Below are 12,338 nucleotides of genomic sequence, written 5' to 3'. Positions count from 1 at the left end.
GCCGCCCGCACCAGGCTCGCTCGCACAGGAATCCGACTCGCCTGAAAGAGAGCACATCCATTCAATTTTCCCTCGCCCGCACCGAGCATGATTCAACCCGATAAGGATTTAAGGGTAGGGTCATGAGCGCATCACAACACGATGAACAGGCACAGGATATCGGTCTGCTGTTTCTGCGGGTCAGCGGTGGACTGTTCCTGCTGTGGGTCCACGGTTTACCCAAGCTGCTGGATTTCAACGCGCAATTGCAGCAGATCGAAGATCCGTTCCACCTCGGCGCGCACCTCACACTCTGCCTGGCGATTTTCGCTGAAGTCCTCTGTCCGCTACTGATCGTCGCCGGGGTGCTGGCGCGATTGGCCTGCTTGCCTATTCTTTTTGTTCTGCTGGTGGCGCTGCTGGTCGTGCATCCGCAATGGAGTGTGGCCGAGGGGCAATTCGGCTGGTTGCTGTTGATCCTGTTCGCCACTGTGTTTATCGCCGGGCCGGGACGCCTGGCGCTCAATGTTCGTCTGCCCGGAGTGCTGCGTTATGCCTGAAGCCCTGAGTCCAAAAGCACCGGGGGTCGGTGAAACCGTGACCCTGATCGTCAAGCACCGGGTCAAGGCCGGATTCGAACAGCCTTACGAGGCGTGGTTGCGCAACATCGTCCGGGTCGCCGGGCAGCGCGACGGTCACCTCGGGGTCGACGTGGTGCGCGGCAAACTGGCCGGTCTCGACACCTACACCTGCGTCCTGCGCTTTTCCTCCACCGAGGCCATGCAGCTGTGGCTGGAGTCGCCGCAGCGTCAGGCGCTGGTGGATGAGGCGGCGCCGATGCTCGCCGATGGCGACCAGACTGAAGTCGCACCGGTCAACGAATTCTGGTTCGCGCCGCTGGCCGATGCCGCGAAGCCGCCGCCGCGCTGGAAGCAAGCGGTGATCACCCTGCTGGTGATTCTGCCGCACACGCTGTTGGTGCCGCTGATCTGGGGGCCGCTGCTCAAGCTGCACCCGCTGCTGTCCAACTACGTGGTCGCCACGTTCCTGATCACCCTGACCATCGTCCTGTCGGTGGTGTACGTGTTCATGCCCCGCGTGACCCGGTTGTTCGCGCCGTGGCTGGAAGCCGGTCAGGCCCATGCTCACGTCGAGCCGGCGAAACAGCCGTCACGCTGACACCCATTCATCTACTCGAAAGGAACTGCGATGAACGCCGATCTGATTCTGTTCAATGGCCAATTTCATACCGTAGACCGCAGCAAGCCGCTGGCCAGTGCCGTGGCGATCAAGGATGGCCGCTTTGTCGTCGTTGGCAACGACACCCAGGCCATGGCCCTGCGTGGTTCGGCCACGCAAGTGATCGACATGCACGGGCGCTGCGTGATCCCCGGTCTCAACGACTCGCACCTGCACCTGATCCGTGGCGGCCTCAACTACAACCTCGAACTGCGTTGGGAAGGCGTGCCGTCGCTGGCCGATGCACTGCGCATGCTCAAGGAGCAGGCTGACCGTACGCCGACTCCGCAATGGGTGCGTGTGGTCGGTGGCTGGAACGAATTCCAGTTCGCCGAAAAACGCATGCCGACTCTTGAAGAGCTCAATCAGGCCGCGCCAGACACCCCGGTGTTCGTCCTGCACCTGTACGACCGCGCGCTGCTCAACCGCGCCGCACTGCGGGTTGCGGGTTACACCCGCGACACGCCGAACCCACCGGGTGGCGAGATCGTCCGTGATGCCAATGGCAATCCGACCGGCATGCTGGTGGCAAAACCCAACGCGATGATTCTGTACTCGACGCTGGCCAAGGGGCCGAAGCTGCCGCTGGAATATCAGGTCAACTCGACCCGGCAGTTCATGCGCGAACTCAATCGCCTCGGCCTGACCAGCGCGATCGATGCCGGCGGTGGTTTCCAGAACTATCCCGACGACTATCAGGTGATCGAGCAACTGGCCAAGGATGATCAGTTGACCGTGCGCATCGCCTACAACCTGTTCACCCAGAAGCCCAAAGAAGAGCTGACCGATTTCCAGAACTGGACCGGCAGCGTCAAGTTGCACCAGGGCGACGATTACCTGCGGCACAACGGCGCTGGCGAGATGCTGGTGTTCTCCGCCGCCGACTTCGAAGACTTCCTCGAACCGCGCCCGGACCTGCCGCAGACCATGGAACAGGAGCTGGAACCGGTGGTGCGCCATCTGGTCGAGCAGCGCTGGCCGTTCCGTTTGCACGCCACGTACAACGAATCGATCAGCCGCATGCTCGACGTGTTCGAGAAGGTCAATCGTGACATTCCGTTCAACGGTCTGCCGTGGTTCTTCGACCACGCTGAAACCATCACCCCGCAGAACATTGAGCGGGTGCGGGCGCTGGGCGGCGGCATTGCGATTCAGGATCGCATGGCGTTCCAGGGCGAATACTTCGTCGACCGTTACGGCGCGAAAGCCGCCGAAGCCACGCCGCCGATCAAACGCATGCTCGCCGAAGGCATACCGGTCGGCGCCGGCACCGATGCCACGCGGGTTTCCAGCTACAACCCGTGGACCTCGCTGTACTGGATGGTCAGCGGTCGCACCGTCGGCGGTCTGGCCTTGTACGAAGAAGGTCTGCCACGCACTACCGCACTGGAACTGTTCACCCACGGCAGCGCCTGGTTCTCGTCGGAGCAGGGCAAGAAGGGCCAGATCAAGGTCGGGCAACTGGCGGATCTGGCGGCGCTGAGCGCGGACTTCTTCCACGTCGAAGAAGAAGCGATCAAGTGGATCGAGTCGGTGCTGACCGTGGTCGGCGGCAAGATCGTTTACGCCGCCGGCGATTTCGAAGACCTCGGCCCACGCTCGATCCCCGTGCTGCCGGACTGGTCGCCGGTGGTCAAGGTGCCGGGCCACTGGCGCCCGAACTCGCCTTTGCAGGCGCAAGTGCACCAGTGCGTCGGTGCCTGCGCAGTGCACGCGCACAGCCATGAAAAAGCCCGACTGTCGAACGCACCGGTCAGCGACTTCGCCGGTTTCTGGGGCGCGTTCGGCTGTTCCTGTTTCGCTTTCTGATCACTACAAAAAAGCGCCGGCCATCCGGTCGGCGCCTCACGCAACAACCATCCACCGAGGAGTTTCCCATGAGCGTTCCCTACAAGCGTCTGAACAAAGATGATGCGGTCGTGCTGCTGGTCGACCACCAGACCGGTCTGATCTCGCTGGTACAGGATTTCACCCCTAACGAGTTCAAGAACAACGTGCTGGCGCTGGGCGACATCGCCAAGTTCTTCAAGCTGCCGACCATCCTCACCACCAGTTTCGACGCCGGCCCGAACGGCCCGATCGTGCCTGAGCTGCGCGAGCAATTCCCCGATGCACCGTTCATTCAGCGCCCTGGCCAGATCAATGCCTGGGACAACGAAGACTTCGTCAAAGCGATCAAGGCCACCGGCCGCAAGCAACTGATCATCGCTGGTGTGGTGACGGACGTCTGCGTAGCATTCCCGACCCTGTCGGCCATTGCTGAAGGTTTCGAAGTGTTCGTGGTCACCGATTCTTCCGGCACCTTCAACACCACCGTGCAACAAGCCGCGTGGGCGCGCATGTCGGCCGCCGGTGCACACCTGCTGAACTGGTTCTCGGTGGCGTGCGAGCTGCAAGGTGACTGGCGCAACGACATGGAAGGTCTGGCGCATCTGCTGTCCGAACGCCTGCCGAACTATCGCAACCTGATCAACAGCTACACCAAGTTCACGGCCAAGTGATGCCTGAAGCCCCTCACCCTAGCCCTCTCCCAGAGGGAGAGGGGACTGACCGAGGGGTTTGTTCGCGATACGCCGACCTGCAATACCGAGCCGATCTCCGAAATTGAAGTACACGGAGATCGGCTCCCTTTCCCCCTCGCCCCCTTGGGGGAGAGGGTTGGGGTGAGGGGGGCTCTTGATCTTGCTCTCGCATCAGCGCTTTTGCAGCCAACCCAGAAAACCACCCTTGCGCACCGCCACCGGTTTGGCCATCAACGCCAGCCGGCTGTTCTGCTGTCGCACGGCCTGCAATTTGTTCAGCGCCTGGCCGACTTCGCTGCGCTGTTCCATGCATTGGCGGGTCAGCGCTTTGTCGAGGCGATAGATGATGCTCGACGTCAGCGCGGTGAACGTCGCTTGCGACGGGGTATCGGCGAGGATGCTCTGTTCGCCCATGACCTCGCTCGGCCCCATGCGCCCGGCCTCGGTCTGGCCGTTGCCATCGGGCACGGTCGCACTGACCACGCCGGTGGCGATGACAAACAGACTGTCGGGCACTTCATCCAGCCCCAGCACCACCTGACCGGCCGCGTATTGCTGCGCGACCATCGATTCGGCGAGGCGATCACGTTCCTCATGGCTCAGCGAGCGGAAGATTTTCACTTCATCGAGCAAGGCCCGGGCGCGGGTCGAGGGTTCGATCACGCCATCAGGGTGCCGGGAAATACCTGCGGCTTCGAGATGCCGATGGGCGAGGTCGAACAGTTGATTGCGCACTTCGCCTTTCTTGCTCAGTTCACTGATGAAACCGCTGGCGACATACTCCGACATCTCCTCGCCGGCCTCTTTCAACACGGCTTTGGGCGGCGGATTGAGCAGCAGACTGCTGCTGCCTTGCAGCGTGCGGTCGAGGGCGTCGAGCACCCGCCGTGGGCGAATGTGATTCGGCACCTTGATGCTGATCGACACCCCGTGCAGGTTGGTCGGGCGACTGAGATTGACGATCTTCGCCTTGGCCGCCACCGAGTTCGGCACCACGGCCAGGGTTCCGCTGCTGGTCAACAGATGCGTGGCGCGCCAGTCGATGTCGATGACCTTGCCCTCGACACCGTCGATCACCACGAAATCGTCGACCTGATACGGCTTGGTGGTGTTGAGCACGATTCCCGAGAACACGTCGCTCAAGGTGCTTTGCAATGCCAGACCAACGACGATCGCCACTACCCCGGAAGTCGCCAGCAAGCCCTTGACCGGCAGTTCCAGCACATAGCCGGCGGCCGCGACGATCGCCGCCAGAAACACCAGCGCGCCGATCACGTCCTGCAACAGCCGACCGCTGTGGCCGATGCGCCGCATCAGTGCCAGACCGATCACCTCGGTGAGCACCCGCGCGGCGTACAGCCACCAGACAATCCCCAACGCCGTTGCGCCCAGTTGCATCACCCGGTCATCGGCGAACAGCGGCGCCTGCAACGGGCTGATCTCGGCGTTGATGATCAATGCGCTGAACGCCAGAAACAGCGCCAGGCGAATGCCGACTCTCGGTGCGCGATGCTTGAACGGGGCGAGGTGCCAGAGCAGCGCGTCGAGCAGCAGCAGGGCGGCGCTCCAGGACAGTGGGTGGGTGAGGAGGATGGACATGGCGATCTCCGGAACTGCATGAACATTGGTGTTGAAGAGGCTTTTGTGGTGAGGGGATTCATCCCCGATGGACTGCGCAGCAGTCCCCTGCCTTTCTGGTTAGCGGCGGGGCCGCTTCGCAACCCATCGGGGATGAATCCCCTCACCACAAGGGTTCCTGCAGACAAAAAACTCGCCACACCGTCAGGTGTGGCGAGTGAGGGGGGCTCAGTTCAGATGCGTCTTCAGCTCAGCCGCGGCCTGGCGCACGGCCGCTTTCACTTCGGGAATCTGACTCAGCGGATTGAGCAAGCCAAAGTCATGAATCATCCCGTTGTAACGCACCGACGTCACCGGCACACCGGCCGCATCCAGATGCCGCGCATAGCCTTCGCCCTCATCACGCAACACGTCGAACTCGGCGGTCTGCACCAGCGCGGCGGGCAGGCCCTTGAGCTGTTCGCTGCTGGCGTTCAGTGGCGAGGCGTGGATCTGTGCGCGCTCGGCCGGGTTGGTGGTGTAGTTGTCCCAGAACCATTGCATCATGCCCTTGGTGAGGAAGTGGCCCTCGGCGAATTGCTGGTACGAGCCGTCGTCGAACTGCGCGTTGGTCACCGGCCACATCAGCAACTGGAAGCGCAGGGCCGGGCTCTGCTTTTCTTTGGCCATCAGCGCCACGACCGCCGCCATGTTGCCGCCGACGCTGTTGCCGGCCACCGCCAGACGCTTGCCGTCGACGCCAATGTCCTTGCCATGCTCTGCCACCCATTTGGTCGCCGCGTAGGCCTGGTTGATCGCTGTCGGGTACTGCGCTTCCGGCGACGGCGTGTAATCGACGTACACCGCGACCGCTCCAGAACCGACCACCAGATCGCGAATCAAGCGTTGGTGCGTCGGGTAATCGCCCAACACCCAACCGCCGCCGTGGAAGAACATGAACACCGGCAATTCACCTTTGACCTTGGCCGGACGCACCACTTTGAGGTTGATCGTCTGGCCATCGACCTTGATTGCCTTGTCACTGACTTCAACTCCGGACAGGTCAACCTTTACCGAGGCCTGAGCGCCGGTCAGCACTGCACGGGCATCCTTCGGGCTGAGTTGCTCCAGCGGTTTGCCGCCGCCGGCGGCGAGGGCTTCGAGAAACGCCTGGGTGTTGTGTTCGACACCCGGGCTGCCGGCGGCGAACGCGTTGCCGATGGACAGGGCGAGGAGGGATGCGGTCAGGGTTTTTTTGATGTTCATGCTCAATTCCATTTTCGAAAGTTATTGGTGTTGTGTCGGGCTGTTTTCAAACCGTGAGCACAGATTAATGAGCTGTCGAAAAGTGAAAAAGCGGCTATAAAGCGTTTGACTGTCTACCAGAGAGTGACAATGAACCCGTTCGAAGACATGCGTATTTTTTGCCAGGTCATGGACTCCGGCAGTTTCACTGCTGCGGCCGATCAGTTGGGCCTGTCCAAGCAGTTCGTCAGCCGCCGTTTGATGCAGCTCGAAGAGCGCCTCGGTGTGCGGCTGTTGAACCGTTCCACCCGACGCCTAGACGTCACGCCACTGGGCCAGAGCTACTACGAATCGGCGCTGCGTCTGCTGGGCGAAGTGGAACAGGTCGAGCAGGGCATCGCCGGGCAGACTGCCGAGCCGCGCGGGACCATTCGCGTCAGTGCACCGCTGTCGTTTGCCGTGGCGCATCTGGGCTGTCTGCTGCCGCTGTTCCTGCAGCGCTATCGCGATGTCACCGTGGAGGTGGATTTGAGCGACCGCCCGGTGGACCTGCTTGGCGAAGGTTATGACCTGGCGCTGCGCATTGGTGTGCTGGAAGACTCGACGTTGATTGCGCGGCGCATCGCCGCCATCGAACGGGTGTACTGCGCCAGCCCGGCATATCTGGCCGAACGCGGCACGCCGCTCAATCCCGAAGACCTGCACAGCCACGACTGTCTGCCGTACGGCCATGGTCGTTCGGTGCAATGGCGCTTCAATGCGGGGCAGGGCAAGCCGCTGCTGGTCAATGTCACCGGACGCATGCGGGTGAACAATGGCGAGCTGTTGCGCGATGCGGCGGTGCAGGGGATGGGGATTACTTATCTGCCGACGTTCATCGTCGGCGCGGCGCTGAAGGACGGGCGGCTGATGCCAGTGCTCGACGACTACCGCCCCGAACCGCTGACCCTGTCGGCGGTGTACCCGCAACACCGCCAGGCTTCGCGCCCGGTGCAGGCACTGGTCGAATTCCTGCGCGAACGCCTCAACCAGATGTGACCACGCCAAAAGTGTGGGAGCGGGCTTGCTCGCGAAGAGGTCGTGTCAGTCGATGAAGATGTTGGCCGGACCGACGTCTTCGCGAGCAAGCCCGCTCCCACAGGTTGTGCGACGTGTGCAAATCTTGTGGGAGCTTTTTGCAGCGATGAGGCCCGGTCGCAAAAAGCTCTACGAAGCCGCCGCATTACCCCCTGTGGGAGCGGGCTTGCTCGCGAAAGCGTCCTGTCAGCCAACATCTCCGTTGCCTGACTCACCGCCTTCGCGAGCAAGCCCGCTCCCACAGTGGAACGGCGGTGCGGCTTACAAAGTCGCAACAACCGTACTGATCGGGCTGTTCTAGACTCGGGTCCGCTCAATCACGAGCATCGCCCGGAGTGCGCCATGGAAGTGCCCAACAATAAAACCGCCATCGACAGCAATCGACAGGCGTGGAACGATTCTGCTCGTCATCACCGTGAGTCGGCGGAATGGCAAGCGCTGTTGAACGACGTGTCAAAGGCTGATTTCTCTTGCCTCGACGACACCTTGCGCGGTCAGCTGGAACAGGTCGGCGTCGATGGCAAAGCGCTGATTCAACTCGGTTGCAACAATGGTCGCGAAAGCCTGTCGCTGTTCGCCATCGGTGCGCGCAGTGTGGTCGGCGTCGATCAATCGGAGGCGTTTCTCGAACAGGCCCGTGAGTTGAACCAGCGCTCGCCGCACAACGCCGAATTCATCGAAAGCGATATCCATCACCTGCCGACTGCGCTGCACAGCCGCTTCGACGTGGCGCTGATCACCATCGGCGTGCTGAACTGGATGCCCGACATCGGCGAGTTCTTTCGCCATGTCGCGCTGACTCTCAAACCGGGCGGCAAACTGGTGATCTACGAAACCCATCCGTTTCTGGAAATGGTCGACCCCGACGCCGAAGACCCGTACCGCCTCGCCAGCTCCTACTTCCGCGCCGAGCCATTCGTGCAGGAAGAACCGATCGTCTACGTCGGCAAGGTCGAACAGCAGGCTGCCAAGTCCTACTGGTTCGTACACACCCTCGGCGCGATCTTCAGCGGCGCCATCGCGGCCGGCCTGAACATCGCGCACTTCAAGGAGTATGCGCATTCGAACCGCGAAGAGGTGTATGACCAGTATCTGAATCGCGAGGCGCAGATGCCGTTGTGCTTCACCTTGGTCGCTCGCAAAACCTGAGAATTTGTTGCTCCATCTGGCCTCATCGTGAGCAGGCTCACTCCTACACGTGATCGGTGTCGTACACAAATCCACTGTGGGAGCGAGCCTGCTCGCGATGGCGGCCAAATGGCCGCCATGCCTCTAACGATTGATCACGCCTGCGCCGCCGCACTCACCACCGGCCGCCCAGGTTTGCGCAGGGGGTCCAGGCGTGAGCCGTCATAGCGGCTTTCGCGGTAGAAGCGCCAGCGGCCGAACAGGCCGTAGACGTGGGTGACGCGGCCCTGTTCGTGGTAGCCCATGCGGATGTGCAGTTTCAGCGCCGGGATGTTGTGGGTTTCGCAGACATCGACGACTTTGTCGCAACCCTGGGCAGCCATGGCTTCCCAGAGGGCGACTTGCACGTCCACCGACAGGCTGGTGCCGAAATACGGGCGGGCCATTTCGCCACCGAATTCGAAGAACTCGCCGGGTTTGACCGGGAACCAGCAGCCGTAATAGTGGCGGTCGTAGTAGTCGCGCATGCTGCCCCAGATGAACGCCACCGCGTGGCCGTCGGCATCCAGGTACATGTGCCCGGTGTGGCCCTCGGCGGCGAGTTCGGCCATGGTCTCGACGCGGTCGCCGAAGTGTTTGGCGAAGGCCCCGGTGTTGAGCTGGGTGATATCGACTTTGCGCAACCCTTCGTACGGGCGCAGCTTGTGCGGTGGCACCGGGGAGACCAGATCGCGCTCCATCCACAGCAGCTCCCAGTGGAAGAACACGTAGCGCTTCCACAGGGTGGCGAAGAGACGGCCGAGGCCTTTTTGACGAATGCGTTCGCGCAGTTTTTCGATAACACTCATGTTGCCCTCCGTGGCCGAAGCCCGGTGTGGTGGATGTTGCTGTTGTGGGGATGAATCAATCGAGTGCCGTGGCACCGCGTAAAAAATCCTTGTGCAGATCGGCATAGGAGACCCGTGGCACACCCGACAGCCGTTGCTCCAGCACGCGGCTCAGGGATTCTCCGGGATTGAGGTAGGCATCACCGAAATCGCTGCCCAGCTGATTCGGGTGGGCAACGACTTCCAGCACGCCGTCGCTCGGCGCGGGGTCGTTACGCAGATCCACCGGCGTGCACACATAGTCCGCCGTGGCTCCGGCCAGACTCTGCAAGCGCCAGTTGAGCAAACTTTTGAATATGCGTTTCGGCAGACTGAGGTTCTGCCCCAGGTTGCGCGCCAAGCGAATCGGCACGCCTTGATGGGCAGCAAAGCGCGCGACGATTTCGCCGATCGGCCAGATGTTGTGCACGTGCTGATGCGAGTCGATATGGCTAGGTCGCACGCCATGTTCGACGCAGCGCTGCCACTGCGTCTGCAACTCTTCACGCACCGCTTCGCGATCTTCGCGACTCAGCCACAGGCTGTGCCGTGGCAGGCTCAGATCGAACACGCCGTGGCCGTCGCAGAAGGTGCGACTGCGCAGGATCGAAGCGCTTAACGGCCGCCCGTAAGTCAGGTTGAAGTGCAACCCGACCCGACCTTGAAGCGACGGATGCCGGGCCATCGCGCAGGCCGCTTCGAAGGCCGGCATGTTGGCCATGGCTGTGGCGCTACTGATAACCCCGGCCTGAAACGCGGCGAAGATCGTCGCGTTTTCGTTCGGGCTCAAACCGAAATCGTCAGCGTTGACTATGACTTGGCGAGGCATGATCGCCCTCCGTGGTGATGACGACAGGTGTGGGCGCCGATGCCGGTCTGGCCGCACGTCGCGCGCGCCATTGCTGCACCGTCGGTTTCAAGCGCTGCCAGAGGCGCAACCCCAGCCCCAGCAACATCCCGCTGGGGCGCCAGGAATAGAAACTCCAGCGCCAGTGTTCCAGTTGTCCGGTCATGCGTTCGTGCAGTTGGTGGCTGGAGTTTTCCAGACTGACCCGCGAGGCATCGATCCAGCACCAGTGCTCATCCAGCCCCCAGCGAATCCATTCCTCCAGCAACACCCGGCCGCTGCCCAGATCGGCGTATTGCGGCAGGAACGCGAGGTTGTAATCGTAGAGTCGACCCTGTTCCAGCAAGCCGAGGCGATAGCTGATGCAACGCCCGTTGAGTTCCAGCGTCACCACCCGCACCAGGCCCTGGCCGGCGAGGGCGGTGAAGGCGCGTTCGATCCATTGCCGACTGCGCTCGCTGGCAAAGATCCCCACGCCTTCGTCACCTTTCCAGCTCACCGCTTCGACTTCGCTGATCGCCCGCAACAGCGGACCCATGCTCAGCGCGTCGGGGCTGATGCGCCGCACCTGGGCGCCACACGCGGCAATCCGTTTGCGCGCCCGCCGCAGCTTGTAGCGCGGGTCGCCGGAGACCTCCTGGTGATCCGCGTCGCTGATCAGATGCACCGGCACCCGGCAACTGAGGCGGCGTTCGCCCGCAGAACTGTGGGCCATCCATTCGGTCAGGGCGCTTTCCTCACCCGCCGGCTCGGACAATTCGTTGAGTTGCAGCAGGGCGTGCGGCAGCTGTCGGCGGATCAGGTGCAAGGCTTCGCGCATGTCTTCGCCCTTGAGCAATGACAGCAGCGCCAGCCGGTCTGCCAGCGGATAGCCCAAGTGGTGCAGTACACGAAACGGCACGCCGGCAAAACGCTCGCGGCCCGCCACCAGCGGCAGGCACAGGCGCAATTCGTCCGCATCCCAACTGAGCAGGATGTGCAGGCGCTCACCCGCGCCCAGTGCCTGCTCCGCCGCGCACAACCAGCCCAGGTGGTTGAACGGCGTGTGATCCGTCACCTGCAGGCGCAGCGCTTCATAGGCGGCTGCCGGGAAGTCGGCGGCGCACAGTGAAGTGCGCCATTCGAATCGCGCCGTCATAGGCTCAGGCCGCCGTGGCTGTGACAGGTGGGCGGGACGGTTTGCGCAGCGCATCCAGTCGCGAACCGCTGTAGCGGGTTTCGCGGTAGAAGCGCCAGCGACCGAACAGGGTGTAGACATTCATGATCCGGCCTTGCTCGGTGTAACCCATGCGCAGGTGCAGTTTCAGCGCCGGGACGTTGTGGAACTCGCAGACGTCCACCACCTTGTCGCAGCCCTGGGCGGCCATGGCTTTCCACAGTTCCAGTTGCAGGTCCACCGAGAGTTCGGTGCCCCAGTAGGCACGGGTCAGCTCGCCGCCGAATTCGAAGAACTCGCCGGGTTTCACCGGGAACAGGCAGCCGTAGTAATGCCGGTCGAAGTAGTCCCGTGCGCTGCCCCAGATAAACGCCACGGCATCGCCCTGATCGTCCAGGTGCATGTGCCCGGTGTGGCCTTCGTTGGCCAGCTCGGCCATGGTCCCGACGCGGTCGCCGAAGTAGCGGGCAAAGGCGCTGGCGTTGTCGGCGGTGATCTTCACCACCCGCAGCGGCGGATACGGTTTGAGGCTGTGCGGTGGCACCGGACTGACCAGATCGCGCTCCATCCACAGCAATTCCTGATGAAAAAACACGTAGTGCTTCCACGCCTTGGCGAGGGTGGCGCGCAGGCCTTTTTGTTTGATGTGCTGGCTGAGTTTGCTGACGGTACCCATGTTCTGTACTCCGGCGTTCCGGCAGGGCGAACAACTGTGGCGAGGG

At 62.4% G+C, this 12,338-nt stretch carries 12 protein-coding genes; 6 read left to right on the top strand and 6 right to left on the bottom strand.

Annotation, left to right across the window (positions count from 1 at the left end):
- Nucleotides 1-122: 122 nt before the first annotated feature.
- The 4 genes from QRN61_RS24120 (at nt 123) to ycaC (ending at nt 3,719) form a co-directional block, all read left to right on the top strand.
- The gene (locus tag QRN61_RS24120) at nt 123-539 is read left to right on the top strand and encodes a DoxX family protein (RefSeq protein ID WP_096796196.1); all 417 of its coding nucleotides are present in this window, start codon (nt 123-125) and stop codon (nt 537-539) included.
- Nucleotides 532-1,158 carry an antibiotic biosynthesis monooxygenase gene (locus tag QRN61_RS24115; protein WP_095136682.1) on the top strand — a complete coding sequence of 209 codons (627 nt, stop codon included), beginning with the start codon at nt 532-534 and terminating at the stop codon, nt 1,156-1,158. The genes QRN61_RS24120 and QRN61_RS24115 overlap by 8 nt, the downstream gene beginning before the upstream one ends.
- A gap of 30 nt (nt 1,159-1,188) precedes the next feature.
- A complete protein-coding gene (locus tag QRN61_RS24110) occupies nt 1,189-3,027 on the top strand; it encodes an amidohydrolase (RefSeq protein ID WP_103367640.1) in 1,839 nt (612 codons plus the stop codon).
- A 68-nt stretch (nt 3,028-3,095) separates the two neighbouring features.
- Nucleotides 3,096-3,719: an isochorismate family cysteine hydrolase YcaC gene (gene ycaC / locus QRN61_RS24105; protein ID WP_007961287.1), complete on the top strand. Its 624-nt coding sequence runs from the start codon at nt 3,096-3,098 to the stop codon at nt 3,717-3,719.
- Nucleotides 3,720-3,911: 192 nt separating this feature from the next.
- Here the strand turns inward: ycaC and QRN61_RS24100 are convergent, their stop codons facing one another.
- Complete coding sequence (locus QRN61_RS24100) at nt 3,912-5,339, bottom strand: mechanosensitive ion channel family protein (RefSeq protein ID WP_285375837.1); 1,428 nt, start codon at nt 5,337-5,339, stop codon at nt 3,912-3,914.
- A 207-nt stretch (nt 5,340-5,546) separates the two neighbouring features.
- A complete protein-coding gene (locus QRN61_RS24095; RefSeq protein WP_097088731.1) occupies nt 5,547-6,563 on the bottom strand; it encodes an alpha/beta hydrolase in 1,017 nt (338 codons plus the stop codon).
- A gap of 129 nt (nt 6,564-6,692) precedes the next feature.
- Between QRN61_RS24095 and QRN61_RS24090 the strand changes: the two genes are divergently transcribed.
- A complete protein-coding gene (locus tag QRN61_RS24090; protein WP_096796201.1) occupies nt 6,693-7,580 on the top strand; it encodes a LysR family transcriptional regulator in 888 nt (295 codons plus the stop codon).
- Nucleotides 7,581-7,961: 381 nt separating this feature from the next.
- Entirely contained in the window at nt 7,962-8,768 is an 807-nt protein-coding gene (locus QRN61_RS24085; protein ID WP_027611595.1) for a class I SAM-dependent methyltransferase, read from the top strand.
- 134 nt (nt 8,769-8,902) lie between these two features.
- Here QRN61_RS24085 and QRN61_RS24080 read toward each other — a convergent pair whose 3' ends face one another.
- Genes QRN61_RS24080 through QRN61_RS24065 form a run of 4 tightly spaced genes read right to left on the bottom strand, consistent with a single transcriptional unit; the run spans nt 8,903 to nt 12,292 of the window.
- The gene (locus tag QRN61_RS24080; protein ID WP_285375835.1) at nt 8,903-9,595 is read right to left on the bottom strand and encodes a GNAT family N-acetyltransferase; all 693 of its coding nucleotides are present in this window, start codon (nt 9,593-9,595) and stop codon (nt 8,903-8,905) included.
- 55 nt (nt 9,596-9,650) lie between these two features.
- A complete protein-coding gene (locus QRN61_RS24075; RefSeq protein ID WP_285375834.1) occupies nt 9,651-10,442 on the bottom strand; it encodes a ChbG/HpnK family deacetylase in 792 nt (263 codons plus the stop codon).
- Nucleotides 10,414-11,598 (bottom strand): GNAT family N-acetyltransferase, encoded by a 1,185-nt coding sequence (locus QRN61_RS24070; protein ID WP_285375833.1) that lies wholly within the window; start codon nt 11,596-11,598, stop codon nt 10,414-10,416. Before QRN61_RS24070 ends, QRN61_RS24075 begins: the two co-directional genes overlap by 29 nt.
- Nucleotides 11,599-11,602: 4 nt before the next feature.
- Nucleotides 11,603-12,292, bottom strand: coding sequence for a GNAT family N-acetyltransferase (locus tag QRN61_RS24065; RefSeq protein WP_285375832.1), 690 nt, complete (start codon nt 12,290-12,292; stop codon nt 11,603-11,605).
- Between the last annotated feature and the right edge of the window lie 46 nt (nt 12,293-12,338).

Source organism: Pseudomonas sp. lyk4-TYG-107 (assembly GCF_030209055.1).
Taxonomy (GTDB): domain Bacteria; phylum Pseudomonadota; class Gammaproteobacteria; order Pseudomonadales; family Pseudomonadaceae; genus Aquipseudomonas; species Aquipseudomonas putida_A.
Note: the sequence above shows the minus strand (reverse complement) of the source record. Positions and strands in the feature narration are given on the sequence as shown.

Excerpts from the sequence above, each read along its gene's own strand:
- QRN61_RS24120 (WP_096796196.1), top strand. The coding sequence starts at position 123 with ATGAGCGCATCACAACACGATGAACAGGCACAGGATATCGGTCTGCTG.
- QRN61_RS24115 (WP_095136682.1), top strand. The coding sequence starts at position 532 with ATGCCTGAAGCCCTGAGTCCAAAAGCACCGGGGGTCGGTGAAACCGTG.
- QRN61_RS24110 (WP_103367640.1), top strand. The coding sequence starts at position 1,189 with ATGAACGCCGATCTGATTCTGTTCAATGGCCAATTTCATACCGTAGAC.
- ycaC (WP_007961287.1), top strand. The coding sequence starts at position 3,096 with ATGAGCGTTCCCTACAAGCGTCTGAACAAAGATGATGCGGTCGTGCTG.
- QRN61_RS24100 (WP_285375837.1), bottom strand. The coding sequence starts at position 5,339 with ATGTCCATCCTCCTCACCCACCCACTGTCCTGGAGCGCCGCCCTGCTG.
- QRN61_RS24095 (WP_097088731.1), bottom strand. The coding sequence starts at position 6,563 with ATGAACATCAAAAAAACCCTGACCGCATCCCTCCTCGCCCTGTCCATC.
- QRN61_RS24090 (WP_096796201.1), top strand. The coding sequence starts at position 6,693 with ATGAACCCGTTCGAAGACATGCGTATTTTTTGCCAGGTCATGGACTCC.
- QRN61_RS24085 (WP_027611595.1), top strand. The coding sequence starts at position 7,962 with ATGGAAGTGCCCAACAATAAAACCGCCATCGACAGCAATCGACAGGCG.
- QRN61_RS24080 (WP_285375835.1), bottom strand. The coding sequence starts at position 9,595 with ATGAGTGTTATCGAAAAACTGCGCGAACGCATTCGTCAAAAAGGCCTC.
- QRN61_RS24075 (WP_285375834.1), bottom strand. The coding sequence starts at position 10,442 with ATGCCTCGCCAAGTCATAGTCAACGCTGACGATTTCGGTTTGAGCCCG.
- QRN61_RS24070 (WP_285375833.1), bottom strand. The coding sequence starts at position 11,598 with ATGACGGCGCGATTCGAATGGCGCACTTCACTGTGCGCCGCCGACTTC.
- QRN61_RS24065 (WP_285375832.1), bottom strand. The coding sequence starts at position 12,292 with ATGGGTACCGTCAGCAAACTCAGCCAGCACATCAAACAAAAAGGCCTG.